At 56.2% G+C, this 26,247-nt stretch carries 23 protein-coding genes and 1 pseudogene; 13 read left to right on the top strand and 11 right to left on the bottom strand.

What is annotated here, in order from left to right:
* The first annotated feature begins 373 nt into the window (after positions 1–373).
* The 3 genes from N6V40_RS01420 to N6V40_RS01410 are packed head-to-tail and all read left to right on the top strand — an operon-like array spanning position 374 to position 3,155.
* Complete coding sequence (locus N6V40_RS01420; protein WP_131090614.1) at positions 374–1,612, top strand: ammonium transporter; 1,239 nt, start codon at positions 374–376, stop codon at positions 1,610–1,612.
* Between the two features lie 24 nt (positions 1,613–1,636).
* Positions 1,637–1,984 (top strand): P-II family nitrogen regulator, encoded by a 348-nt coding sequence (locus N6V40_RS01415; protein WP_131090613.1) that lies wholly within the window; start codon positions 1,637–1,639, stop codon positions 1,982–1,984.
* A 40-nt stretch (positions 1,985–2,024) separates the two neighbouring features.
* A complete protein-coding gene (locus N6V40_RS01410) occupies positions 2,025–3,155 on the top strand; it encodes a tyramine oxidase subunit B (protein WP_131090612.1) in 1,131 nt (376 codons plus the stop codon).
* A gap of 437 nt (positions 3,156–3,592) precedes the next feature.
* Here N6V40_RS01410 and N6V40_RS01405 read toward each other — a convergent pair whose 3' ends face one another.
* The 4 genes from N6V40_RS01405 to N6V40_RS01395 all read right to left on the bottom strand — a co-directional run bounded on the left by N6V40_RS01405 (position 3,593) and on the right by N6V40_RS01395 (position 7,084).
* Positions 3,593–4,096 (bottom strand): immunity protein CdiI family protein, encoded by a 504-nt coding sequence (locus N6V40_RS01405; RefSeq protein ID WP_131090611.1) that lies wholly within the window; start codon positions 4,094–4,096, stop codon positions 3,593–3,595.
* Positions 4,097–4,647: 551 nt separating this feature from the next.
* Positions 4,648–5,886 carry an allantoate amidohydrolase gene (locus tag N6V40_RS01400; RefSeq protein ID WP_396268179.1) on the bottom strand — a complete coding sequence of 413 codons (1,239 nt, stop codon included), beginning with the start codon at positions 5,884–5,886 and terminating at the stop codon, positions 4,648–4,650.
* Positions 5,868–6,245 (bottom strand): FAD-dependent oxidoreductase, encoded by a 378-nt coding sequence (locus tag N6V40_RS17215; RefSeq protein WP_315973747.1) that lies wholly within the window; start codon positions 6,243–6,245, stop codon positions 5,868–5,870. Before N6V40_RS17215 ends, N6V40_RS01400 begins: the two co-directional genes overlap by 19 nt.
* Complete coding sequence (locus N6V40_RS01395) at positions 6,173–7,084, bottom strand: FAD-dependent oxidoreductase (RefSeq protein WP_315973746.1); 912 nt, start codon at positions 7,082–7,084, stop codon at positions 6,173–6,175. The genes N6V40_RS17215 and N6V40_RS01395 overlap by 73 nt, the downstream gene beginning before the upstream one ends.
* Before the next feature lie 117 nt (positions 7,085–7,201).
* Between N6V40_RS01395 and N6V40_RS01390 the strand changes: the two genes are divergently transcribed.
* Together N6V40_RS01390 and N6V40_RS01385 are read left to right on the top strand one after the other, a co-directional pair.
* Positions 7,202–8,077, top strand: a complete 876-nt coding sequence (locus N6V40_RS01390; RefSeq protein ID WP_061952770.1) for a LysR family transcriptional regulator — start codon at positions 7,202–7,204, stop codon at positions 8,075–8,077.
* Positions 8,078–8,131: 54 nt separating this feature from the next.
* The gene (locus N6V40_RS01385) at positions 8,132–8,695 is read left to right on the top strand and encodes a hypothetical protein (RefSeq protein WP_262198655.1); all 564 of its coding nucleotides are present in this window, start codon (positions 8,132–8,134) and stop codon (positions 8,693–8,695) included.
* Between the two features lie 84 nt (positions 8,696–8,779).
* Here N6V40_RS01385 and N6V40_RS01380 read toward each other — a convergent pair whose 3' ends face one another.
* The 3 genes from N6V40_RS01380 to xylA are packed head-to-tail and all read right to left on the bottom strand — an operon-like array spanning position 8,780 to position 12,711.
* Positions 8,780–10,048 (bottom strand): FAD-binding protein, encoded by a 1,269-nt coding sequence (locus tag N6V40_RS01380; protein ID WP_262198654.1) that lies wholly within the window; start codon positions 10,046–10,048, stop codon positions 8,780–8,782.
* A gap of 9 nt (positions 10,049–10,057) precedes the next feature.
* The gene (xylB, locus tag N6V40_RS01375) at positions 10,058–11,485 is read right to left on the bottom strand and encodes a xylulokinase (protein WP_262198653.1); all 1,428 of its coding nucleotides are present in this window, start codon (positions 11,483–11,485) and stop codon (positions 10,058–10,060) included.
* A gap of 38 nt (positions 11,486–11,523) precedes the next feature.
* Entirely contained in the window at positions 11,524–12,711 is a 1,188-nt protein-coding gene (xylA, locus tag N6V40_RS01370; protein WP_131090607.1) for a xylose isomerase, read from the bottom strand.
* A gap of 132 nt (positions 12,712–12,843) precedes the next feature.
* On the opposite strand from xylA, the gene N6V40_RS01365 reads away from it, so the two are divergent.
* Complete coding sequence (locus N6V40_RS01365) at positions 12,844–14,079, top strand: ROK family transcriptional regulator (protein WP_131090606.1); 1,236 nt, start codon at positions 12,844–12,846, stop codon at positions 14,077–14,079.
* On the opposite strand, the gene N6V40_RS01360 is transcribed toward N6V40_RS01365, so the two are convergent.
* The 3 genes from N6V40_RS01360 to N6V40_RS01350 form a co-directional block, all read right to left on the bottom strand.
* On the bottom strand, positions 14,076–14,873 hold the full coding sequence (locus tag N6V40_RS01360; RefSeq protein ID WP_262198652.1) for a MerR family transcriptional regulator: 798 nt from the start codon (positions 14,871–14,873) through the stop codon (positions 14,076–14,078). The two genes, N6V40_RS01365 and N6V40_RS01360, sit on opposite strands and share 4 nt — an antisense overlap.
* A gap of 434 nt (positions 14,874–15,307) precedes the next feature.
* Entirely contained in the window at positions 15,308–16,342 is a 1,035-nt protein-coding gene (locus N6V40_RS01355; RefSeq protein WP_262198651.1) for an IS630 family transposase, read from the bottom strand.
* 194 nt (positions 16,343–16,536) lie between these two features.
* Complete coding sequence (locus N6V40_RS01350; RefSeq protein WP_262198650.1) at positions 16,537–17,556, bottom strand: hypothetical protein; 1,020 nt, start codon at positions 17,554–17,556, stop codon at positions 16,537–16,539.
* A 432-nt stretch (positions 17,557–17,988) separates the two neighbouring features.
* Here N6V40_RS01350 and N6V40_RS01345 point away from each other — a divergent pair, with 432 nt between their 5' ends.
* The 6 genes from N6V40_RS01345 (at position 17,989) to N6V40_RS17210 (ending at position 22,576) form a co-directional block, all read left to right on the top strand.
* Positions 17,989–18,339: a hypothetical protein gene (locus N6V40_RS01345; protein WP_262198649.1), complete on the top strand. Its 351-nt coding sequence runs from the start codon at positions 17,989–17,991 to the stop codon at positions 18,337–18,339.
* Positions 18,339–18,641 carry a Pr6Pr family membrane protein gene (locus N6V40_RS01340; protein ID WP_262199683.1) on the top strand — a complete coding sequence of 101 codons (303 nt, stop codon included), beginning with the start codon at positions 18,339–18,341 and terminating at the stop codon, positions 18,639–18,641. The genes N6V40_RS01345 and N6V40_RS01340 overlap by 1 nt, the downstream gene beginning before the upstream one ends.
* 154 nt (positions 18,642–18,795) lie before the next feature.
* A complete protein-coding gene (locus N6V40_RS01335; RefSeq protein ID WP_262198648.1) occupies positions 18,796–20,085 on the top strand; it encodes an adenylosuccinate synthase in 1,290 nt (429 codons plus the stop codon).
* A 169-nt stretch (positions 20,086–20,254) separates the two neighbouring features.
* On the top strand, positions 20,255–20,596 hold the full coding sequence (locus N6V40_RS01330; protein WP_262198647.1) for a hypothetical protein: 342 nt from the start codon (positions 20,255–20,257) through the stop codon (positions 20,594–20,596).
* A 348-nt stretch (positions 20,597–20,944) separates the two neighbouring features.
* A complete protein-coding gene (locus N6V40_RS01325; RefSeq protein WP_131090600.1) occupies positions 20,945–21,463 on the top strand; it encodes a hypothetical protein in 519 nt (172 codons plus the stop codon).
* Positions 21,464–21,595: 132 nt separating this feature from the next.
* Positions 21,596–22,576 (top strand): TIGR00730 family Rossman fold protein, encoded by a 981-nt coding sequence (locus N6V40_RS17210; protein WP_131090598.1) that lies wholly within the window; start codon positions 21,596–21,598, stop codon positions 22,574–22,576.
* Positions 22,577–22,669: 93 nt separating this feature from the next.
* Here the strand turns inward: N6V40_RS17210 and N6V40_RS01310 are convergent, their stop codons facing one another.
* The gene (locus tag N6V40_RS01310) at positions 22,670–24,199 is read right to left on the bottom strand and encodes a sodium:solute symporter family protein (RefSeq protein WP_131090597.1); all 1,530 of its coding nucleotides are present in this window, start codon (positions 24,197–24,199) and stop codon (positions 22,670–22,672) included.
* Between the two features lie 359 nt (positions 24,200–24,558).
* On the opposite strand from N6V40_RS01310, the pseudogene N6V40_RS01305 reads away from it, so the two are divergent.
* Positions 24,559–26,213: pseudogene (locus tag N6V40_RS01305) on the top strand (thiamine pyrophosphate-dependent enzyme).
* Positions 26,214–26,247: the final 34 nt, after the last annotated feature.

Here is a 26,247-nt window from a genome sequence, read left to right as displayed (position 1 = left end):
AGCTCCAACTATTGCGTTTAGGGCCAATGAAGCTGGCCCGTAAAGGTTGATACAACCCACGCTACAAGTTGCGGATTTCGCAGTGGAATCAGAGGTGTTTCCTACGCGTTTCCACAAGTTCATCTATAGCGACTGACTAATAAAGCCACGTCGGAGCCTAATAATTGCCATTCAGAATATCTTTGACGTGGCCTGCGACCAAAAAGAAGTCAGTAGATGACCACGCTTTTACAAAGAATTCACACCCTTGATATTTGATCCGTGAAACGAAACATTGTGTTGCTTATTAGAAACGGATTCGAAAGCGAAGCGGAACCTGGCCTCGATAGTTTGAAGTTGCTCGCAAACACAAACTTCGAAAGGGGCGCCCATCATGGAAGCCGCTGACATGGCATGGCTCCTGGCGGCATTCGCCATGGTTCTGCTGATGTTCCCAGGACTGGCAATGCTTTACGGTGGCATGCTCAACGGACGCAATGTCCTGAACATGATGCTGATGGTGCTCAGTGCATTGGCGGTGACCGGCGTTGTTTACGTGGTTATCGGCCATGGGCTGGTTCTAGGTGATTCGCTTGGGGGCGCAGGAATCATCGGGAATCCTTTCGAATACACCTTCTTCTCTGACTTTATGACCGACGATGAGGCTGGCGGCACTTTCTGGGGTGCGTTCTACATTCTCTTTGCCGCCATCTCCGTAGCTCTGGTCGCTTCCGGCGCTGCCGGACGAATGAAGTTCGGCGCATGGTTGGTCTTCGTGGCCTTGTGGGTCATCTTGGTCTACTGCCCGCTAGGACACTGGGTCTTTGCGCTGGATAACCCAGAAACTGGGGCCGTCGGTGGATGGATGCGCAACAAGCTGGGCTTCCACGATTTTGCTGGTGGCACCGCGGTGCACATGAACGCTGGTGCCGCAGGTCTGGCCCTGGCTGTGGTTTTGGGCAAGCGCAAAATGGGCCCGGGACGACCACATAACTTGCCGCTCATGTTGATCGGCGTGGGTTTGATCGCTACTGGCTGGATGGGGTTCAACGGCGGCACCGCCGGCGGAGCGAACTTCATGGCTCAGTACGTCATTCTCACCACTTTGCTGGCCCTGTGTGGTGGCATGCTGGGGTTCATCACGATTGAACGTGTTCGTGATGGGCATGCCACCATGCTGGGTTTGGGTACCGGCGCCATTGCCGGAATGGTCGGCATCACCCCGGTGGCCGACGCTGTGGGACCAATTGGTGCCATCATGGTGGGTTTCCTCGCCGCAGCAGCTGCCGCGTGGGCCATTACCTGGAAACGCCGCCACCAGATTGATGACTCATTGGATGTCTTTGCGGTGCACGGCATTGCCGGTATCACCGGTTCGCTGTTTGCAACCTTCTTCGCTAACCCCAAAGCACCCGGAGAAATGGCAGGGATCTTCTTCGGCGGCCACTTCAGCGAGCTGGGCCACGAGCTGATCGCGATTGCCGCCACCTTGGTTTACAGCTTCGTCATGACCTTCGCTATCGCTTGGGTGATGAATAAGATTTCGCCAATCCGCGTCAGCGAGGCCGAAGAGGAAGCTGGTTTGGATAACTCCATCCATGCTGAATCCGCCTATGACAGCCGTCAGCTCTAGCCGCCTGCACAGAAAGGCTCTGCCATGAAACTTATCACCGCAGTGATCAAGCCCATCCGGCTTGAATCCATTTGTTCCGAATTGGAAAAGGCCGGCTTCTCCGGAGTGACCGCTACCGAAGTCCAGGGCCGTGGCGCCCAGGGCGGGCGCACCGAGTACTACCGAGGACAAGAATTCTCGGTGATGTTCCGGAACAAGATCCGTCTTGAACTGCTGGTCTCAGATCCTGATCTGGAACGTGCCCTGGAGATCATCGTCAACACCGCCAAGACCGGTGAAAACGGCGAGATCGGTGACGGGAAAGTCTGGGTCACCTCCTTGGAACAGATCATCCGCGTGCGTACCGGTGAAACCGGCGAAGCAGCCATCTAACTTTTGAACCTCTAGAAAATTCCAGCAAGGGAGCTCCCGAATGACTACTATCAACTTCCGCTACCTCAGCGAGCAGGACATGATCGCCGCAGGTGTCACCGATATCGCTCGTTGCACCGACGTGATGGAAGAAGCGTTGATCCTGCTTCGCAACGGGGACTACCGGATGGCCGGAGAAAACGGCAACTCGCACGGCGCCATGATCACCTTCCCGCAGAACCCAGTCCACGAAGGTATGCCAAGTGATGGCCCGGACCGCCGCTTCATGGCTATGCCGGCTTACCTCGGCGGACGTTTCGGAACTACCGGCGTGAAGTGGTACGGCTCAAACACTGAAAACCGTGCCAAGGGTCAGCCACGGTCCATTCACCTATTCACTCTGAACGACACCGATACCGGTGCGCCGATGGCCGTGATGAGCGCAAACCTGCTCAGCGCCTACCGCACCGGAGCGGTTCCGGGTGTGGGAGTGAAGCACCTGGCCAAGCAGGACGCCAAGGTCGCCGCCGTGGTTGGTCCCGGCGTGATTGCCAAGTCCGTCATTGACGCGACCCTGTCGCTGCGCCCGAGCATTCACACCGTGACCGTCAAGGGCCGCTCGGCTGCTGGCGTGGAGTCCTTCGCTCAGTACATCCGTGAAAACTTCCCTCAGGTGACCTCGATTGTGGCCGCTGAAACCATTGAAGAAGCCATCAAGGACGCGGACGTCATCATGGCGACCACCAGCACCGACATTAAGGGTTCTGATGCCTTCCCTTACTTCCCAACTGAGGCCATCAAGCCTGGCGCGCTCCTGTTGCTACCAGCGGCTGCACGATTTGATGATGACTTCATCATCAACGATGCCCGTCTGATCCTGGACGCCCGTGGTCTGTATGACGCATGGGCTGAGGAATATGGAACTCAGGCCTATCAGCTGCTGGGCATTCCAGGTACTCACTTCCACGATTTGATGCGTGATGGCAAGCTGCCAGAATCAAAGCTTGAAGAGATTGCAGACGTTGCCACCGGCAAAATTCCAGCTCGCCGCAATGATGAGGAAATCATCCTTTACTCGGTCGGTGGCATGCCGATTGAAGACGTCGCCTGGGCTACCGATTTGTACCAGTCGGCCGAGGAGAAAAACATCGGCCAGGTGCTGAACTTGTGGGAGACTCCGGTCCTCGCCTAAAGATTTAGGTCCGTAGTCGGACCTTGATAAACGTAGATCCCCGAAAAGCGGAGTGTGGCCGCTTCTCGGGGATCTGCCATATCCGGGACAGAATTTATCTGCCGTGGAAGGGATGCCGTGGTCGCTGCAGTTTGCCCGACGGACCCCGGCGGGTCGATCCACCTCGCGTCCAGCTCGCTCAGTCTCGACGTCGAGTATCTAGGGGAGTTCTATTACCGGTGTGATGAACTCATACGTTTGGGAGGCAAAACACCTGCTCGCTTTCGTACTGCCGCCGGCCTAGCAAGACATGAATCTATCTCAACCCTGCGGTGCTATCGGTTTCCGAAGCTCTCAGAAGTTCTGCCTATTTTCCTCCGCGTTACACCGCTCCGTCCGCAGGGGAATCGCCCAACGTCGACTAGAGAGATAATGCGTAAAGGTCAGGCACCGGATTATCAATCGTTATGTTGCTTCGGTCTGAAAACGGTATTTGAAAGCGGTGCATAGGCATACCATCCAGTGCTTTCTCCCCGACGGGTAGCTTCCCTTGCACGCGATACTTCCTCTTCAAAATCTTTAACCTCAACGGCCAAGGAATCGAACACTGCGGCAGCTTCAGGGTTGAGGGCTGGTCCCCTCCCTTGAAATTTGCGTTTTGGTGAGCCTTCCAAGGACGTGACTAATTCGATTTCGAATTTATCGCCAAGTTCATCAGCCACACGTTGCGCTAATCGTTCACCCTCTGCAGCGAATCTGCGAGCCACACCTGCGGATTTCCACTCATAGTCATGGTTCAATCCGTCATAGTACGACTGTTCCCACTGCGAGAGTTCGTGTGTCAAAGTACCGGACAGCTTGGCAGTGTCGTACTCGATTGGTTCGTTAAACCAAAGCACCGTGTTTGCATAATCCGGAAACAGGCGCACCGTTGACGGCGCGGACTCCTGTGAAGAATTCATACCGCGATCATACCGACGCAGACCAGTAAGGCGCATCCTCATAATTGCCACCCCTTGGGGACGGTAAAGCGACGGAAAAGACTACCCGGCAGATCCACTTCGCGTGCTATTGCTCCATTCCCGTAAGTCGAACGCTCTACGGGACAGTCGGCGCACTAATCAAGTGGATCGTGGCACGACCGATGCGTAGTGCCACGCAAGAACGGCGTTTCTATCGTTCGTACAGGCGTCCGGTATCCCGTACCCGTGTAACGTCACTCTGACTCAAGTTTGCGCGAACTCCTATTGCCCGGGCGGATGTGCCATGGGGTCTCCTGCAGGAATGGGAATCACTTAGTTCTGTATTCCCACACACCACGGAAAGCGGGAATACAGAGATCGGGGATTCCCAGTTGCTATTCCAGTAATTCGGACAGTTCTTCTCAGACCACGGCAATGGCCACCGGTGGCATCCACCCTCTGCGATTTTGAAGTCGGGTCCGGAATTTGCGCACGGCAGCTTGGCTTCGGGCAAAATCTGCCCGAATTCAGGTGAGGAGATCCAACCCCGGCTACTGAAGCAACGATGCTAAGGCATCGGCCAAAGCTGCCGCGCCAAGTTCCGCGTCAGCGTCTTCTACATATTCTTCAGGGGAGTGGGAGATGCCGTTGGGGTTGCGAACAAAAATCATGGCACTCGGTACGTGTCCGGCGAGTACACCAGCATCATGCCCCGCACCGGTATCGAGTACCGGAGTGTTGGGCAGCGCCAGTCCAAGCTGCCCCGAAAGCTTTGCATCAAAACTTACCGTTGGACTCAATGATTCTTGGGAGAAATCGAGGCTGCAGCCCTCTTCAGCTGCAATAACCTGCGCCGACTCGTGAATCTCTTGGACAACACCGGCCGTAACCGCATCATCTGGATGGCGCACGTCCAGCCAGTAGTCCACCCGCGAGGCAATGACATTAGTTCCGCCAGGAACCGGTTGCAGCCGGCCCACTGTAGCTCGCGCTTTATCCCGTGTGCGGGCAATCTGCTGCACCGCGGCAATGCTGCGGGCAGCAGCCACCATCGGATCCTTGCGGTCAGACATCAGCGTGGTTCCTGCGTGGTTACCTTGTCCCCGCATGCTCAACTTCCAACGTCCGTGGCCGAGGATGGATCCGCCGATGGCCACCGGGTGATCCAGATCCGCCAGCCCGAGTCCCTGTTCCACATGCAACTCGACAAAGACACCAATCTGTCCCAAGAGGCGGCGGTCTGGGCCGATGAAACGTGGATCTAGCCCATTGCTGGATGCTATGTCGGCAAAACTATTGCCGTCAGGATCCCTCAGATTCAACGCCTTGTTTCGGTCAATGGCTCCGGTGAGCAGACGCGAGCCCAAGCAAGCCACACCAAAGCGGGAGCCTTCCTCTTCCGGGAACACCACGATAGCCATGGCACGAGTGCACACAAGATTCCGTGCCTGCATCAGATCAAAGGCAATCAATGCGCTGGCTACGCCCAGAGGCCCGTCAAAGGGTCCGCCACCCGGGACCGAGTCGAGGTGGCTGCCGGTGACAATAGCGTTGGTGCGGATTCCCGTCGGCAGATCCCACCAGGCCCAGAGCGCGCCATTTCCGTCTTCCTCAACGCTTAGCTGCCGTCTGGTGGCTTGTTCACTGAACCACGTGCGCAGGTCGATTTCAGCACTGGAATACACCGGGCGGGAATAGCCTCCGCGCAATGGGTCTTGCCCGGTGCCGGCGATGCCAGCCATGAGCTCGGTGACTGTCGTGGTGGACAGGTCTAGCGGGATGTTGAACAAGGGATTCTCCAAAATAGCTTGCTGCTGGGACTTCTAGACCATGGCCTTGGCGTGGGAAGCGAGGCGGAAAAGCTCGGGGTTTCCCGCACCCCGGTGGCCAAGTCCGCAGCAAGCTCGCCGAGCAGCGGGCCGAACTTGGCTCCATGCCCCGAGCAAGGCGAGAAGATGGTGATGCCGTCGACTTCATCCATGATGAAATCCTCAGTGGGGGTTGCGCTGAAAATGCAGGTGGTTTCGGCGTAGGGCGTTGGTTCCAGTCCGGGAAGGTACTTTTTGACGTACTCGATCATGCGTTCGCGGTTGGCTGGATCAATCTGGCCGTTTTGCTGGCTGGCAGTATCCAGCTGCCGTCCGGCCATATATTCGGCAACCTTTTGTCCGCGGAAGTTGGCGTCACGTCCGCCGGGCAGGCCATAGGACTTAAAGCAGGGTCCTTGTGGATGTAGGTTGGCCATGCTTGGCGTGCTTCGGTATCCTGGTCGCGGTAAGGGAAGTGGAAGGCATTCTCTTGATATACAACCATCTTGGGAACGCTGCGTACAAAGCCTGATGGCAGAGGGAGATTTCCCAGCAATTCTGGCAACCAGCCGCCTGCGGCCACGATGATTTTGGATGCCAAGTAGGTGCGTCCATCTGCGGACGTGAGTTTGTATCCGTTAGTTGTTGCCTCGACGGAAGCGACTGGCCATTGGGTTTCCACCTGGGCGCCATAAGCCTTGGCTTGAGCCACCATTGCCTGAACCGAGCGTTCGGCGTCCAGCACTCCGGCACCTGGGTGCCAAAGGACTTCGGTATCAAAATTGATTCCGTTGAAACGGTTGCGGGCCTCGGCAGCGGAGAGCAATTCATGTTCCACCCCGGCGTTGGCGAGAATCCCGGCGAGCATACGTGGATTGCGCAGGGGTCCGTAGTCCGCTGAACCGCAGGGGTTGATCAGCTGGCTGCCGCTGGCCTCTTCGAGCTCATCCCAGGCTTTGCGCGCTTGTACAACAAGGTCTGTGTAGAGCTGGTTGGGGTAGCCATAACGGAAGATGCGCGCTGAGCCATGCGAACTGGCATCGTCAGCGGCGGGCACTTTGCGCTCCAGCAGGGCAACTTCATGGCCTCGCTGAGCCAACCTCCATGCTGCCGAGGAGCCGGCGAGGCCTGCTCCGATGACAACGTATTCTGCAGAGGGCGACTGGGACGAGGTGCTCATGGCTTGCTCCTGATCTGGGCATCTTTGTTGTTCTACCTCTAGTAACCCACGGATATTATTAGGGCGTCCAATACCTTTTTCCTAGACATTATTAGTTTTTGTGCAAAAATTGAGTGCATGGAACTCCGCCACCTCCACTACTTCCTCGTTGTTGCTGAACATTTGCACTTCGGCCGTGCCGCCGAAGAGCTTCGGATGTCGCAGCCACCGCTGACCGTTGCAGTGAAAAAGCTGGAACAAGAGCTGGGCGTGCAGCTCTTTGACCGCACCACTCGCAGCGTAATCCTCACGCCCGCAGGGCGGATGTATCTGGACCGCATCAAACCGTTACTGGCGGATCTGGATAAGGCCAATCAAGAACTGACCGAGGCGGGACTGGGCCTGCGCGGACGGCTGAATGTCGGATTTGTCAGCTCTGCCAGTTATGCCACCATGCCTTCGGCGCTGCGCAGGTTCCGCGAACTGCGGCCCAATGTTGAGCTGGTGCTGCACCCGCTCACTACCGACGAGCAGATTGAAAAGCTGCTAGAAAATAGTCTTGATCTCGGAATTCTGCGTGACCCAACAAGAGTGCCCGGCGTCGAATTGCAAGAGATCCATTCGGAGCCACTGGTGGTGGCGCTTCCGGCGGGCCATCGTTTGGGTGCCAATGAGCAGATCAAGGCAGAGGATCTCGCCGATGAAGACTTTGTCCTTTTCCCCTACAAGTACATGAGTGGTTTCTACTCGCTGGTACATTCATTATTCGATGGTCGTACGCCGCCTCGAATTGTCGAGCGAGCCATTCATCAGGAGACCATTCTTGGGCTGGTCGCTGCCGGGCTGGGAGTCTCAATCCTGCCTGCATCGGTGTCGCGCTTCCAGATGCCTGAAGTCTCGTTCCACCCGTTGGTCGGTGAGCCAAAGACGCGGCTCTATGCGGGTACGGGTACTCCGAATCCTGCGGCCCAGGCTTTTCAGAAGTGCTTGCTTGAGGCTGACCGCGAAGGCTGAGTAAGTACGTGGCGCGAATGGGGTGGGCTACGAGTTTTCGATAGCATGCTGAATATGTCTGGTCTTGAATCTGAACCATCGGTGGAGAATCCTCCTGCTTTTTCACGTTTTCTGCCCGGAGGCATCCCACTCACGGGGGCATGTGCCAGGTTTGGCGGAAAGCTCTATGAATGTGGGTCAGCAAAGCTGCCATCTGGTGAGTATGACCATGGCATGCTCGTGCTCTCCTCCATCGAGGAACGGCCCGGGCCGGAGTGGCAACTAACCTGGCGGTCTCAACTTGGTCCGCTTGCCGGATTTACTGAGTGGAGCAGAGTCGTTCATCGGAGTCAGGCCGAAGAGACATTCTGGTGCCGCAATTACCTAGTGTGGCAAGGTATAGGATTCTCAGGGTCGACCAACGTTCATGAAGAAAAGTATGTCGGGATGTTTTGGGAGCACTCGCGCAACATTCCCGAAGAGAAACTTCGCACCCTCAAGAAATACGAGCGCCTTGATGCCGTCGAGTGGTTCGCGCTAGTGCCACTCGACGACCTTGAGACGTTTAAGATTTATCGCGAGCAGTGGCCCGAGAGTCCGAAAAAACCGAAGAAATCTTTTTGGAGATTATTCCGATAGCCGGATATCCACTAGGCGATAGTTCCTTCAAGTTGGCAACTAGACCGATCGACACAAATTGGGTGTGCTCCATTGCCCTAGAACCTAAGCACCAAAGAGATTGCGATTCAGGAATTCGTTGCGGAATTTGCCCGCAGGATCCAAGCGCTGAGCCAACTCGATAAAGTCATTGAAGTTCGGGTACAGCTTCTGCAGATCGGTTGACGTTGCTGCAAAGAGCTTGCCCCAATGCGGACGAGCCGCAAAAGGCGCGAGAGCTGATTCGACGTGCGGCAGGATTGTCTCCACTTCCTGCTGCTGCGGCTTCCACGTAAAGTGCAGGGCAATACCGTCGCGGCCGTAGTTGCCGCTGAGCCACAACTCATCGGCGGCAATGGTCCGCACCTCAGCCACCAGCAATAACGGGGTGATCACCGAGGACAGCTCGCGCATCGCGGTAATGGCTTGAACAGCGTATTCACGCGGAACCAAATATTCGGTCTGCAACTCATCACCGGCACTGGGCATGAAGTCCATGCGGAAATGGGAGAGCCGATCGGACCAAGGCCCGGCCACCCCGAGCTGTTCGCTGCAGATCGCGCCATCGGCTCCGGGCAATGGGTGCATCGGAGCGATCGCCGCCAGACCGCCAAATTTTCCCTGATCAATATCATCGAGAAGGGCATCACCAACACGACGCTTGAGCCATGTTTGGCCCACCAAGTCCCCGCTCCAATCGGTGAACAGGCTGACGCTGTAGGCGGAAGCCTGGATTCCATCAAAGTTGTCCAGAACTTTGTCCCAGGACAGCTGCTCATACACGGTCTGTTGCACATCAAAGCTCGGAACGATATCCAAGGTCAGATGAGTGATCACGCCTAGCGCACCAAGGGACACTACAAAGCCGTTGAATTCCGGATCGTTTCGATTGACCGAGAGCTGCGAGCCATCGGCCAGCACGAGCTCGACTGCGCTGACTGCGGTTGCCAGGTTGCCGTGGGCTTCGCCCGAGCCATGGGTGCCAGTGGATACCGCGCCGGCCACCGAAATATGCGGCAGGGAAGCCAGATTGTGTAGCGCAAAACCGGCGGCGTGCAGCGCATCGGCCAGCGCGCCATAGGTGATTCCGCCACTGACGCGCACGTTCATGGCCTGCGCATCGATATCAATGACTTGGGGCATCTTGGCCAGTGGGATCATGGTTTCGCTGGTATCGGCAATGTCATTAAATGAATGGCGGGAACCGAGCACGCGCACCTTGCTGGCGGCGCGAACCTGTTCCTGCAGTTGCTCAATGCTGGTGGGGTACAGCAGTTCGCTGGCCCGGTACTCAAGGTTTCCAGCCCAGTTGAGTTCCTTGGTCTCTAGCTCCACGGCAGATCCTTACTTCTCTAGCCACTGGCTGGAAACCAGCGAACGGTAGCGTTCCAAAACATGCGGTGTTGCTTCTGCCGCAGGGACTTCGGTGGAGTCATGGGTCCACTGCGGGAATGCTCCGGCCAGCACACCGGCAGCTTGCCGTGCCGCGCCATCAGCCACATACTCGCCAGGGGCCGGAATGATAATCGGCAGGCCCAGCACCTGGGCTGCAATCTGCTGCACCGCTGTGGACTGCGCTCCGCCGCCCACCAAGATGATGCGCTGGGCTTGAACCCCTTGAGCCTCAAGCGCGCGCAGCCCATCGGCTAGCGAGCAGATGATTGCTTCCACCGCGCTGCGAGCCAAGTTGGGTGCAGTGTAATTCGCACGGGTGATTCCGTGCAGCGAACCCGTGGCATCTGGCAGGTTCGGGGTGCGCTCGCCGTCGAAGTAAGGGAGCAGGGTCAGGCCATTGGAGCCCGGGTTGGCTGACAGGGCGAGGTCATTGAGCTCTGTCAGGCTCACCTGCAACAGGTTGGCGGTGGCATCAAAAATTCGGGTTGCGTTTAGCGTGCACACCAGTGGGAGGTAGTTTCCGGTGGCATCGGCAAACCCGGCCACCAGCCCGCTGGTGTCTGCAGATGGGGCATCGGCAACCGCGAAGACCGTGCCGGAAGTGCCCAGGGACATCACTACATCACCAACGGTGGCGCCAACCCCCAGTCCGGCGGCGGCGTTATCACCCGCGCCGGGACCGATCAGCGCGCCGGTGGCGGTGCGGCCGATGGATTCCAGCGGTCCCGCCACCGCAGGCAAAATCGGGGCGTGCCCCAGATGCTGCTCCAAGGCTTTGAGATCATAGGATTTTTCGGCAGCCCGGTAGTACCCGGTGCCCGAGGCATCGGAGCGGTCGGTGCCTAGAGCGGCCAAGCCTTCGACACCGCTGCCCGGGCCATAACCGGCCAGACGCCAGGACAGCCAGTCGTGGGGCAGACAGACCGCGGCGACCTTGGCCGCGTTGTCCGGTTCATGGTCCTTGAGCCAACGTAGTTTGGCCAGGGTGATCGAGGAGACCGGAAGGGTGCCGGTACGCTGCGCCCAGTAGGCGGCGCCAGCCTCGCTGTCACCGTCGCCGGCCTCGGTGATGATGTCGCGGGCCGCCTGCGCGCTGCGGGTATCGTTCCACAGCAGCGCAGGGCGGATCACCGCACCGGTGGCATCCAGCGCGACCATGCCGTGCTGTTGCCCGCCCACCGAGATCGCAGCCACATCGTCCAGGCCGCCGGCCTGGGCGATGGCTTCTTGCAGGGCGGCGAACCAGAACTCCGGGTCCACTTCGGTGCCATCCGGGTGGCTGGCGCGTCCGGAGCGGATCAACGCTCCGGTGTCAGCGTCGCGGATGACAACCTTGCAGGACTGGGTGGAGGAGTCGATGCCGGCTACAAGCGTCATTGAGTGTGGCTGCTTTCTACGGTGGGTTCTGGCGGGGTTTAGCGCGAGCCGAGCAGGTGCTCGATGGCCAGCTGGTTCAGGCGGATGAAGGCGAAGTTGCGCTGCGCGGCAGCATCGGCGTCAAAGCCTGCGAAGCTCGCCGAATCGCTCATCAGATCCGCTGCGCTTTCTCCGGCGTTCAGGGTGGTTTCGCCCAGTTCGAAGACACCCGAGGTCTTCATGGCTTCCTGTACTTCTGGATCCGCGCGGAAGGCCAGGGCGCGTTCCTTGAGCAGCAGGTACATGGACATATTGGCCTTGGCTGAGTCCCACACGCCGTCGTAGCCGTCGGTGCGCGATGGCTTGTAGTCGAAGTGGCGTGGGCCGGTGTACTTTGGCCCGCCGTTGGGGAAGCCGTTCTCCAGCAGGTCAACGGTGAAGAATGCGCTGGTCAGATCGCCGTGGCCGAAGACCAGGTCCTGGTCGTATTTGATGCCGCGCTGGCCGTTGAGGTCAATGTGGAACAGCTTTTCGGCCCACAGCGCCTGGGCGATGCCGTGGGTGAAGTTCAGGCCAGCCATCTGCTCGTGGCCGGTTTCCGGGTTCAGGCCGACGATGTCGCCGTGTTCCAACTGCTCGATGAACGCCAGGCCGTGGCCGACGGTTGGCAGGAAGATGTCGCCGCGTGGTTCGTTCGGCTTTGGCTCCAGTGCGATGCGCAGGTTGTAGCCCTTGTCCTTGATGTAGCCAGCTGCCGTGTCCACGCCTTCGCGCATGCGGTTCAGTGCTGCGGCCAAGTCCTTGGAGCCGTCGTATTCGCTGCCTTCGCGCCCGCCCCACATGACGAAGGTTTCGGCGCCCATCTCGGCGGCAAGATCGATGTTATGCAGGACCTTGGCCAGTGCGAAACGGCGGATCGAGCGGTCGTTGGAGGTGAAGCCGCCGTCCTTGAATACCGGGTGGCTGAACAGGTTGGTGGTCACCATCGGGACCTTCAAGCCGGTTTCTTCCAGGGCTGCGCGGAAGTCAGACAGGATCTTTTCGCGTTCAGCCTCGGTGGCGTCAAAAGGAATCAAGTCATTGTCGTGGAAGGTGATGCCGTAGGCGCCGAATTCAGCGAGCTTGTGCACGGCTTCTACCGGGTCCAGGTTCTTGCGGGTGGCGACACCGAATGGGTCGGCGCCGGTCCATCCCACAGTCCAGAGGCCAAAGGTGAAGTGGTCTTCAGGGGTCGGGGTAACGCTCATCGTGATACATCCTTGGATCGAGAGGGTTGGCTTTCACCATTTAGTTTATGTCCTGAACTATATGGTCGCTCATGCGCTAGAGTCAATAGCGAGCAATGAACGATTCACCCAAAAAATTCTTTAGGAGAAGGCATGCGCCAACCAGCGACTACTGCCCGAGCTACCACTTCTGGTGCGCCGGGCAACGTTGCAGATGTGCGCAAAGCCAACCTAGCTAGGGTCTTGTCGGTGATCGCAGCTGCAGGGGAGGACGAGCGGTTATCCCGCGCCGATATCGCGCAACTCAGCCAACTCACCAAGGCCTCGGTTTCCAGCCTGGTCACCGACCTACTGGCTGCCGGGTTGGTCACCGAAATTGGCGTGCACCGCGACGGGGAGCGTGGCCGACCCTCGGTAGGTCTGGTCCTGAACCCCGCGCGCTGCGTGCTTGGCATGGAAATTAACGTTGACTACATTGCCGCCGGTCTGGTGGACCTCAGTGGCAAACTGCTGGCTCACGAAGTACTGCCCCGCGCTAATCACAGCTCAACAGCAAGCGAAGTACTTGCTGCGCTCGGAGAGTTGAGCCAGAGGCTCCAAGCTGCTGCCCAGGCCCAGGGTCTGATGATCCTCGGCGGAGGATTAGCCGTTCCCGGTTTGGTCAACGAAGAACATTTCACCGTCCTGCAGGCACCAAACCTTGGCTGGGTTCAGCAGGAACTCGACGTGGCAGCATTGCTGCCCGAACCCAAAACCCGCTTCCGGCTCTTTAACGAAGCCAACGCCTCAGCACTGGCCCAACAGCAATTGATGGATGCCCAAGAGAACGACTTCCTCTTTGTCTCCGGGGAAGTGGGCATTGGTGGCGGATTGATCATCGACGCTGAACTTTTTGTCGGACCCCAGGGCCACGCCGGCGAACTCGGCCATGTGGTGATCGCACCCGATGGCAAAACCTGCAGCTGCGGCGGACGCGGTTGCTTGGAAACCGTTGCCGGGCAGGAAGCCATTTTGGCCGCCGCCAACCTCGGCGCGGGCGTCGACAGCGCGCCGCGTCAAGAGCGAATCAGCCAGCTCTACCAAGCGCTGGAGGCTGGCGAAGAGCCAGCGTTGAGCGCGGTATCCGAGGCCGGAAAATCCTTGGGGATCGCGGTGGCCTCGGCCCTGCGACTCTACAACGTTTCCACCGTCGTCTTTGGTGGTCACTTCGCCGCACTAGAACAATGGATGCGTCCTGCAATGGAAGCTAGCCTCCAAGTGCACGCGCCGAGCATCGCCGGTCAAGCGCGGTTGCTGTGCTCGACGTTGGGCCAAACAGGTGCGCTGGTTGGAGCCGCGCGCAGCGTGGTGGGGGACTTATTGGAAGCTCCTTACCAGCTGGTGGATTAGGGAGTGCCGACGGGCTGCTGAAGTTCGGTCACCCAATCTGCTTGGTCTTCGGATACAGCGCGCACGTAGACTTCGCGGCACGGACCGGACGGGACTAGACCGCGGGCCAGGACTTCTTCGTGAACGGCCTGCCAGCTTTCATGAATAGTGTCCATTGAGCCAAGGTGCACTCCGCAAATTGCTTCAGGCACGGCGGGAAGCTCGATGATCTCGACGCCTGCGAGGCTGTGAGCGTTAGTGGCGTATCCGGCAATGACCTCTACGCCATCCTCGGTACCGTTGTACTGCGCAACGGGTGTGGCAAGGCTTTGGCCCTGAATGGACTGCGCGATCTTGTCGAAGAGTGGGCCGATGCGGCCGGCGATTTCAGGTTGCTCGGCCACGGTGAAGCGGCCGGCCGCCAAACGCACTGCGGGCAATGGCTTGTGAATGATTTCAATGCGTGACATGAGCTTCTCCTTGGAGATCAGTTGTAGACGTCGTTGCACTTCACGTAGGCGCTGCATGGCTAGCTGGTGTTCAGTCTCTACTTGCGCCTGACGAATGAGCAAAAGTTCGGAGATCTTTCCAGCAGTTGCTCCCTGAGCCAGACTTAAAGAGATCTCTTCGAGCCCAAATCCCAAATCGCGCAGAGCAACAATCTGATGCAAGCGCTGTAGCTGGGACGGATCATAGGAACGATAACCGCTGAACGGGTCCACATGGGCAGGGGTGAGCAGACCGGACGTATCCCAATGCCGCAACATGCGGTGGGTGACCTGACCAATCTGCGCAAACATCCCGATGGATAACATTCTTCAGTTCTCCGCCCTCACACTGTGTCAGAGTCAAGTCTGCGCGAGAATGTCATTGATATCCATGTTTAAGCTCGACTTAGTGACGTGTACTCAGTCGCACATCGTTGAAACCCGAGGAAGCCAACTTGGTATGGCAAATGAAAACTTCGGAGAAGTGAGGTTTGCATCATTAAGGCGCATAGATCGTACTGCGATGACGATTCATGCTGTGTGTTTCTGCTGACGGGTTACTACGTGACACAAGGATCGCTTGGGGCTCTTGGCTTCGAACTGGATGGAATGTTTGCCGAGGTCATGACGTTGCTAGCAGCGTCACATAGCGTTGCTGTGGATAATTAGTTTCATCAAAAGCCCTACAAAGAGCCTTGAAAATCGCGTGAAGATTCAGCAAAGGTATGGCTCTCACATATCAAAAACGGTCAGCCAGAACCTCAAATCTTGTAATCAAACAACCGTGACCGGATATGCGCTTCAAACGCCGCCACCGTCGATTCAAAGTCATCACGTTGAACATTACTGATCGCGTTCTTCGCATCATTCCACACATGCTCAATCGGATTATGATCTGGAGCGTACGGCGGAAAATTGATCAAATGAACATCCTGCAACGTTTCGCCCTGAGCTAGCTCTGCACGTAGCAACTGGTTCTTATGCCACGTCGCGTTATCCCACACAATCACAATCCGTTTCCCTGGATGCAACCCCACCAACGTTTGCACAGCTTCAAGGATCGTGGTGGCGTTCTGCCAATCCAACCGCAACGTCAAACACTGGCCCGTATTCTGATCCAAGAACCCGATAAACGACTGCGAAGCCTTCTGCCGGTCAACCTTCACCACGGTTTTCGTGCCCTTCTCATACCAAGCCCGCCGGACAACGGCTTCCTGATCAATACGCACCTCGTCCGCAGCGAAGACCAACGTGTCCTCGTCAGCTAACGGGACCGTGAGTTCTTCACGGATCTCTTTGATCCGCAGGTCAATGGCCTTGTCATCGCCTCGTCTGCGGTCAAACTTCTCTGGCTTATGAAAAGACAACCCCGCCATGCGCAACAAGAACTGGTACGAAGTCGCAGACGCATATTCAACGTTGAACGTCGTGAATAACCAGTGATCTAGTTTCGGGACATCCCAGAACTGTGCTGGCAAGTACTGGTCACCTGGCGGCTGGGAGAGGACCTGAGCGACAATCTCTCGTTGCTCCTCAGTGAGGAAACTACGGTTCAGGTTTCCTGCATGACCTGTAAACAAAGACGCCATACGATGCTTACTCCAGTCCCGGGCCCAGTCCTCCAGCGTGGAAGGTTCACGGTCCACGAAGTCAGCAACAATCACCGGGTCAACAACCGCAGAAAGCAGGAGTACTGCTTCTGCTTTATTCACCACGAGTTTGTGGGGAGCGGTGTTCTTGTAGTCTTTGAGCAGTCGGCGTTCAGCGTCGGTGACTTCGGGGTTTGGCATACCCACAAATTAACACTCCGTGTGGTTCACGCAGGCGTTAACGCGCCGGTCGGGTTTAGGTTATTGAACCCGCTTTTGAAGTGTGCCCGCCATATCAAGAACTCGATATCAAAGAGTTCCGTGGGTAAAAAGTAAGCATCTACCCGATCAGCCAGATGCTTACTTTTGATGAAAATCTATCTAGAGCCAGCCTGGTGAAATTACCAGTTGCATGCCTTAGCAGCGTTTCCCTTGATGACACTGGTAGCTATCCCCTTGCGCCAACCAGGCCAGCTTTTACGCTTACTTTCTAAGTCGATATTTATCGTTCCTGCAAGCCCCACAACATGACAGTTCCATTGTTGCGCCATCGTAGCTTTTGCCATGGAACGAGGATGATGTTGACGTAGATCGTCTAGACCCATTTTGTAAACGTAGCTTGGGTTGAAAGGTTGGTACCAACGCGCGAGCGCAGTAACTGTCAACCTGATCTCCCATCCACCGTTTTTCCATCGTTCCCACTTGACCTGTTTGATAATCCCTTTTGAGTAGGCAGGATCCGCAACTACTGGATACGTGAGATTCTCAACAGAATGATGGTCAACGACTTGAACTATGGCGTTTCCTTCAATCTCGTAGCGCGTATGAACTTCTAATCCGTTAGCATCCTTAGCCCAAGGAGGAGCAAACCCGCCTATCAGGTCTCCATTTTTAGATTCAATCAGTACACCACCCTCTACTTCGCGCATTGTGGCATCATCGGGAAGGTCTAAGTGGTATTCAAAACGCTCAGTAGATCTTGGATCGTTGATGACAGTAGCGATTTGAACGTCGCCGCTATCTTTGACAGATGTGACGGTGGAGAAGTCTGCGCCTTCATTCGAAATCACACCAGGGGCTAGGGCCATAGCTGATGCTTGATTTTCAGAGGGGCGAAGGATTTCGATGCTCTCTGAACCAGTGCCAATTCTTATGGGCTTCCCAGGCTCTCTTGGAACAACGATTGCAGTTTCAGCGACATGAAGATCAAACACGTTGGAGGCTTTAGAAGCTGCAATGTCTGCGGAGGTTCCTAAAACGTCATGTGAAGTGTCATCTGAAACAGCAGCGAGGTTTTCAAGTGCCGCGGTGGTGCTTTTAGAAACTGGCTCTTGGGGCTGTGCGAAGACGACGGTTGGCGCGCAGACAAGCGCGCCAACTATAGACAGGGCGAAAAATCTAGCACGGATATTTTGGGACAAAGCATCTCCGAGAACGGAATGGAAGGTGGACCGGATAGATGGTATGAATTAACATATGAAAGCACAGGATAAGAAGTTTTTCATCATTTCATTGATAATCATCATACTAGTAGTTATAGGTATATTCTTATTTATTACATCCGGCGTTCTGGCTAATTTCCTTGACCCTGACCCTGAGGCGGGGCTGGTCATAAGCAAAATATCTGAACTCTAAACCGCTAACCTCGAAGTTTCGTGGCGGTCCACTGCTGAATACGGGTAGCGTGAAATCTCGGTACATCGTAGAAACTGAAACTCATAGCTTCGAAGACAGCGGATCTCATTACTATGTATGTCCTGTCTCGTCACTTTGTGGACACACGAACTGACGAATCTTCAAGTCGCTACGCTTAAATCTTTGGAAGCGGTAGCTGCTAGTTATAGTCTTCGAGAGTGAAGACCGCTCAAAACTCATTGCGCTATGTGAACCTAGTCCGAATTCTCTGGGCGCTTATCACTCTAAGTGCCATCGTAGCCACCTATGTGGACACCGCGTCACGAGGACCGGTATTGCCGATGAACTTCTTTGGGTACTTCACTATCCAGTCGAATCTTGTGGTCGTGGTGGTCGGACTTATTGCCGGGGGAATAGGCCTAGCCAAGGGTGCTTCGGTACCTCGCTGGGTTGTGGGCCTGCGTGCTTTAGCAAGTGTGTGCATGGTGGTGGTCGGTCTGATTTACCTCACCTTGTTGGCACCCTTAGGTGCTGCGGGCGGGTGCCGCTGCCCTGGGCGAATTGGGTGATGCATATTATCGGTCCACTGGTGGTCATTGCCGATTGGCTCTTGGCCCGGGACCGTAGATTTTTGTCCTACGCGGTAGTGCCACTGTTACTGGTGTACCCGTTGCTCTGGACCGGGGTAGTTCTAGTTCGTGGAGCCACCGATGGCTGGGTTCCCTACCCATTCCTGAGCCCAGAGCAGGGCTACGCAACGGTTGCCTTGTATGTCTTTTGCATTGCTGTGCTCTTCGCTGGAATCGCGTTTCTTGTGCTCGCCTATGTACGTCGCGGGCGACACCGTGACGTACAACTCGAGATTCACTAATCGTTTCGGTAAACTTTGGTCGTAAGAGCCCCTAACTCTTGCAGCGAACCTTCGGGTTTTAGTGAGCAGGACAGGGGCATATTTTTTGCCCGGCACCGTGCCGGGACGGCGTGAAGCACGCCGCAACCGCTGCTTTATGCAAGGGGAGGATCCCATGCCAGCAATCGTGATCGTCGGAGCACAGTGGGGCGACGAAGGTAAAGGTAAGGCCACCGATCTACTCGGTGGACTGGTCGACTACGTAGTGAAGCCCAATGGTGGTAACAACGCAGGGCACACCGTGGTCGTTGGTGGCGAGAAGTACGAGCTTAAGCTCCTTCCAGCCGGCATCCTTTCGCCGAATGCCACTCCGATTATCGGCAACGGCTGCGTGGTGAATCTTGAGGCCCTCTTCGAAGAAATTGATGGTCTTGAATCCCGTGGCGCCGGTACCTCGAAGCTACGCGTTTCAGCTAACGCGCACCTGGTGGCTCCGTACCACCAGACCATGGATAAGGTCACCGAACGCTTCCTGGGCAAGCGTGCCATCGGCACCACCGGACGCGGCATCGGCCCGGCCTACATGGATAAGGTCGGACGCCTCGGCATCCGCGTGCAGGACGTCTTTGACGAGTCGATCCTGCGCCAGAAGGTTGAAGGCGCACTGCGCCAGAAGAACGAACTACTGGTTAAGATCTACAACCGCCGCAGCGTTGAGGTTGAGGAAATTGTTTCGTACTTCCTCTCCTACGCTGAGCGTCTGCGCCCGCTGGTTATCGACTCGACCTACGAGTTGAACAAGGCACTAGATGAGGACAAGGTTGTTCTGATGGAAGGCGGCCAGGCTACGTTCTTGGACGTGGACCACGGAACCTACCCATTCGTGACCTCATCGAACCCAACTGCCGGTGGCGCATCGGTTGGTTCAGGTATTGGCCCAACCCGCATCACCCGTTCCATTGGCATTATCAAGGCGTACACCACCCGTGTGGGTGCCGGTCCTTTCCCAACTGAGTTGTTTGATGAAATGGGTGTCTACCTGCAGAAGACCGGTGGTGAGTTCGGTGTGAACACTGGCCGCCCACGTCGTTGCGGTTGGTATGACGCAGTTTTGGCTCGCCACGCTTCGCGCGTGAACGGCTTTACCGACTACTTCGTGACCAAGCTGGATGTGCTTAGCAACATTGAGCAGATCCCAGTGTGTGTTGCTTATGACGTAGACGGCGTGCGCCACGATGAGATGCCAATGACGCAGACCGATTTCCACCACGCGAAGCCGATCTTTGAGTACTTCCCGGGCTGGACCGAGGATATCTCGGGCGCCAAGACCATGGAAGATCTTCCGGAGAACGCCCGGAACTACATTCTGGCTCTGGAAAAGATCTCCGGTACCCGGATCTCTGCTATTGGCGTGGGTCCGGACCGTGACCAGACCATCGTGCGTCATGATCTGATCCAGGACTAGTTCCTAGATATTAGGGAGCTATCGCAGTTCATTCATTGAATGAACTGCGATAGCTCCTTTTTCGTGCGCTCGACTCCTTTGACGACGATGGTGGTTTATCCACAAGATTCTTTGCGCTCTTCAAACGCTTACTATCAAGGCATAGAATATAAGTGCCTAAGGATGAGTGATGAGTACAGCGCCACTAGAAGAACGTAAGGTCGAAGATCTTGCCCACGCTCTTGGTCTCCCAACCGGGGAGATGGACCTCCGGGTCTTGCATGACGCCCTTCCGAAGATTCGTGTGCTTGTAAATCAGGAAATCAAAGCACAAGAACCAAAGACCAAAAGACGTTTAGCGATCGACGAACGTTTCGGAACCTTTTATGGCACGGAACGAGTCATGACGGAGCTAGCTGTTCGAACACCCCAGCAGTTAAGCGATAGGATTCGTCGTCATACGCTCTTGCGGGTCAAATTAGAAGACGGGAAAGTCAATGCCTATCCGGCCTTCCAATTTAAAGAACCATGAAGTAGTTCCCGGCGTAAAAAAGGTTCTGCAGGTACTTCTGCCCGTTGCGGCGACCAATTGGAGCGTCGCGCGATGGATGACACTGTCCATGCCACAGTTGCAGGGTATGCGTCCCATTGATGTCTTGCGCGGTGAAGCCGAAACTGAGATTTCAGCTGATCTGGTATTCGAGGAGGCTCTGAGCACCAGGCAGGACTGGACTCGATGAGCCGGGCCCGAGCCCACCGAGTCTCCGCGGTAGTTTTGTCTGCTCAGGAAGTTGGCGAACTTACAGTTCGGAAGCTACCTCGGGGCACGCACATTTTTCGTTGTCATTCTAGGTACGCACGTCAACGATCTGGCGATCTCGTGAAACTAGGCGCATGGTTCTTCTCTAGTTCAAACGGTCGGTTTGACTTAGAAGCACCACGCGGCACTTTGAACGTTGCCCAGGCGATGGTGGGTGCGGTCTGCGAATCATTAGGTGTGCTCACACTGGATTCGCAGATCTCGGAGCAAGAAGTCCTCGCACGAAGATTGGTTCCCTTGGCTCTAAAAGAACGGGTAGATCTGGTGGACTTTACCGATCGTAAAGCGGCACAAGCTGCGAAGATTCTTGCTGGCGAAATGACGGGTGCTGCCAAGAACTATGCAGAATTTCAATCCCTTGCAAAGTCGGTTGACGCGGTTGGTAGGGGAGGTATCTGTTCGTTCTTGCGCTTTAGCAGTCCGGAAAGAGGCCGGGGATATTTCATCTTTGGCGATTCTGGTCCACGGCTATGGGAAACAGGCGAAGAGATTTCAATTGTTCCCGTGCTCAATTCTTTAGGTTACGAGATCATCAATGACGAACTTATGCCAGTGTCGGACGTGGATTTTAGGGCTTAGCTACGTGTACGAAGCTGTCTGAACAAGCAAAGATTTCGCACCGTTTCGCAGGAAGTCCTACGATTGAGTGGCGTCTGGTTGTCGTGACGAGCAGGCGCAACCAGCGTGTAGATGGACCAAGAAAGAACTCGAATGTCAGAACAGATCACTGTCAGTGCCGTCATTATCAGAAACGATGCGGGACAGGTTCTGACAGTTCGCAAACGAGGTACAACTTCGTTCATGTTCCCCGGTGGCAAGCCAGAGCTAGGGGAGTCGCCCATCGACGCGGCGGTGCGAGAAGTGAGTGAAGAGCTGGGAGCCAGTTTGGACCCAGCATTGCTGAGTATCATCGGCACCTTCACGGCCCCGGCGGCCAATGAAGCGGGGCATAACGTTCAAGCCACTGTATTTGAGCATCCTTTGGTACCGATTGGTGAACCACTGGCTGAAATCGAGCAGTTGCGGTGGATCGACCCTTCGGCGGAAGTAGATGAGCTCGCCCCTTTGCTCAAGGACGTAGTCTTCCCAGCTTTGCTCGCTGGGTCACGAAAGATTCAGAGCTTGGCAGTTTTCACCGGCTCAGCTTTAGGTAAGTCACCTATTTATGAGCAAACGGCCGAAAACTTCGCACGTACAGTTGCCGGCTCGGGCCGGGCCATCGTCTATGGCGGTGGACGCGTGGGCCTGATGGGAACGATCGCTGATGCGGCGCGAGCGGCCGGCGGAGAAGTTTTCGGAGTTATGCCGCAGGTTCTGGTTGATGGCGAACTGGCGCACCCAGGACTAACAAGCCTAGAAGTTGTTCCAGACATGCATGCACGAAAGCACCGCATGTCGGAACTGGCTGATGGCTTTGTCGCACTGCCCGGTGGTGCCGGAACGTTGGAAGAGCTCTTTGAAGTGTGGACCTGGCAACAGCTTGGCATCCATGCGAAACCAGTAGCGCTGTTGAATGTCGACGGATTCTGGCAGCCGTTGCTGAAGATGCTGGATCACATGACTAATCAGGGTTTCCTCGCCCCGCAGTTCCGCGACTCACTGGTCGTCGCCAGCGAACCGAATGCGCTTTTGGATGCTCTATCCTCGTGGAAAGCCCCGGCGGCCAAATGGGGCGCAAGTTCCAAGAACTAGAGCACGAAGAACAAAACGAGCCTTGTGCTCAGCGGTTTGCATCGCTGAGCACAAGGCTCGAATTTATTTGCCCGACCGGGTATTTCTAACGGACTAAAGCGTAGGTTCCTGCACGCCAGCAGCCACCGGAGCATCTTGCACCTTGCCGGCAACGCGCAGATTCCAGTGCTCAATGACCTGGCGGTCAGTGGACTTGGTGACCAGCGAAACGACGATGAACGCTACTGCTGAAGCAATCAAACCGTAGTAGATTGGCTCGTTGGCATAGACGCCGTCGAACTTGTTCTCGGCCTGAATCTCCAAGATGATCATTGTGCCCAGGGTGACTATGGAACCGGCAGCCATGGACGCGGTAGCGCCAACACCGTTGCCGCGCTTCCAGAGCAGGCCACCAATGATGGCTACCAAGAGGCCACCAACCAAGATGTCGTAGGCGATGGTCAGTGCTGCAACCACGTCGTCTACCAGAATTGCCAACGTCACCGTGACTACACCTAGAGCCATCACCCAGATTCGGTTAGCGCGTACGTCGTGCTCAGGGTTCTCATTCGAGTTGACCTGAATCTGCTTGCCGAACCAGCTGGCCACAAACGGAGTGACGTCGGTACGAGCCACGGTTGCGGCAGCGATCAATGCACCGGAAGCGGTAGACATCATGGCGGCCACGGCTGCAGCCATCACTAGGCCACCGACAGCTACGGGAAGTAGCTGCGTGGCAACTTCCGCGTAGACGACGTCCTTATTATCCGCAGCACCGGCGATATTTGGCAGGGCTACCTTGGCGGCCATACCAATCAGTGCGCCAGCGGCGCCGTAGAAGATGCAGTAGATGCCTGCGGTCATTCCGCCCCAGCGTGCAACCTTCGGAGTCTTGGCGGTGAAAACGCGCTGCCAGATGTCCTGGCCGATGAGCAGACCCAAGGTGTAGACAACAAAGTAGGTGATGATCGACTGCAGGCCGATGCCGGTGAAGCTGAAGAACTCTGCATCAACACGTTCGCGGATGCCGTCTAGGCCGCCTGCTGCGTTCAAGGAGAACGGAAGCATCAAAGCGAAGATGCCAATGGTCTTGATGACAAACTGCACTTGGTCGGCCAGCGTAATTGACCACATGCCGCCAATGGTCGAGTAGACCACCACGATGGCGCCGCCGATGGCGATAGCCACCCACTTTTCCCAGCCGAAGAGCACCACGAAGATGGTGGCGTAAGCGCTGGTGGAGGTAGCGCAGAGCATCAGCGTGTAGGCCAGCATGACAATGCCGGAACTGTTAGTTGCTGCGGCACTGCCGTAACGCAGGCTGAGCATCTGCGAGACGGTAAAGACCTTGAGCTTCTGCAGGGTTGGTGCAAAGCACAAAGAAAGCAGGACTACGCCGGCACCGATTGCCACGACGAGCCACATGCCTGAGATGCCCCATTTGTATCCCAGACCAACACCGCCCACGGTGGAGGCGCCGCCGAGCACGACTGCGGCCATGGTCCCGGTGTAGAGCAGTGGACCAAGACGCCGTCCGGCGACGAGATAATCACTGCTGTTTTTGGTGCGGGACTTGCCCCACCATCCGAAGGCGAGCATTGCGGCAAGATAAACCGCGACAATGGCCCCATTGATGAATTCCATGGACTACCCCGATGCGAGTGAGTGAAGAATGCTTACTGGAAGTAAACATTTATTGCTCAATAGGCTACTTGTGTGACCTGCGACCAGTCAACGCTAAACGGCTTTATGTCTGTGAACTGGACCGCTTGGGGGTGTGATTAACCTTACTGTCTCTGTTGACGAAAAATTATAGACAATTTGTACAGAAATATGCATGAAGGCAAGCATCGTGTCATACTCGCGTAGTATTGCGCATTCACGGTGCACAGTTGCTGGTTCTTTAGTACTGTTTCTCGACGACGCAACGTTGCTTCACCGGCTTTAACGCCATCTTTTTCGTTGCGTCAGAAGATTTCTCGCAACCAGAAAGACGCCTAAAGATGAGTGAAAATGCTCAAGGTCTGACAAAGAAGTCAGCCGGACATGTCATTGTCGATACACTTGCCGCGCACGGCGTTGAACGAGCCTACGTAGTCCCGGGCGAAAGCTACTTGGACGTCCTTGATGGCCTGCACAACTCACCCATTGAGACTGTCGTATGTCGCCACGAAGGCGGAGCCACGTACATGGCGGAAGCCGAAGGAAAAATGCATCAGCGCCCCGGCATCGCTATGGTGACCCGCGGGCCCGGTGCGGCTAACGCGCACGTTGGTTTGCACACCGCTTGGCAGGATTCCACCCCACTGGTTCTCTTTGTCGGGCTGATTCCTTTGAACACCGCGAAAAGGAAGCCTTCCAAGAATTTGATCCGAAAGCCTGGTTTGGCACCGGTGCCAAGCGTGTAATGATTTTGGATCACGCAGAACGCGCCAGCGAAGTGGTCGCAGAAGCGATGTTTGCGGCCATGTCTGGACGTCCAGGCCCCGTGGTTGTTGGCCTTCCAGAAGACGTGATCCGCAATGAAATTTCGGCTGAGCTACACCCAGTAATCCCTGTGGCCACTGGCGGCATGACAGTGACGGACTGGAAAGCGCTGAATACCGCACTGCAAGAAGCAGACAAGCCACTGTTTATTTTTGGTGGCAACGATTGGTCGGCGAAGGGCGCTGCCGATTTCACTCGATGGCTAGAAGAGCATGACCTGCCCGCTGCAGCCGAATGGCGTTGTGAAGGTACCGTACCATTCAACTCACCTTCCTATGTCGGGCCCATTGGTTACGGACGTCCTAAGCCGACCTACAACCTACTAGAAGAAACCGATCTTTTGATCTTCGTGGGCACCGTTCCGGGGGACGTGATCACCGACGGGTTTAACATCCGCCAAAATTGGGAAAAGAAAAACTTCCTCGTCACCATCGACCCATCGCTACGTGGGCGCTCCGGCCCCGTTTCGCATCAGATCGTGGCTAAGCCTGATGTATTTGTCCGCGACTTGTTGCTGATGGATCTGCCGGTCAAAGATTCATGGAAAGAGTGGACTGCGCGGATGCGAAGTGAGCAGGAAAAGTTTGCTGAACTGCCATCGGCTGTCCCAGCTGATGGACCAGCAAAAATGGCGACGCTGATGTCCAACCTAGTCTCCGGACTTCCTTCGGATGCCATGGTCACCTTTGGTGCCGGTGAGCACACCAACTGGGCGCACCGTTACTTCCCGACCAATGGGTATGCCTCGATGCTCTCAGCTCGAAACGGTTCCATGGGTTACTCGATTCCATCGGCTGTGGCAGCATCGCTGAACTACCCGGGGCGCCGCGTAGTTACGGTTGCCGGTGACGGTGAGTTCCTCATGAACGGACAAGAGCTGGCCACCGCCACGCAGTACGGGGCAACTCCGTTGGTGATCATCATGGACAACCAGCAGTACGGAACCATCCGTACCCACCAGGAACACCAGTACCCGGACCGTGTTTCGGGCACGCAGCTGAAAAATCCTGATTTCGCTTTGATGGCGCAGTCTTTTGGCGGTTTCGGAGTCCGGGTTGAGCAGGACTCTGAAGTCCCAGCAGCAGTGGAAGCGGCTGTGAAGGCTATCGACGAGGACAAGACCTTTGCGCTGATCCACCTGATCGTAGAACAAGGTGTCAAGGCGTACTAAGCAAGACAGTACTATGGTCGGGCCGAGTCGAACT

This window comes from Glutamicibacter sp. M10, from assembly GCF_025452055.1.
In the GTDB taxonomy this organism is placed as follows: Bacteria; Actinomycetota; Actinomycetes; order Actinomycetales; family Micrococcaceae; genus Glutamicibacter.
The sequence above is the reverse complement of the archived record's forward strand: the minus strand, read 5'-3'. Positions and strand labels throughout refer to the sequence as shown.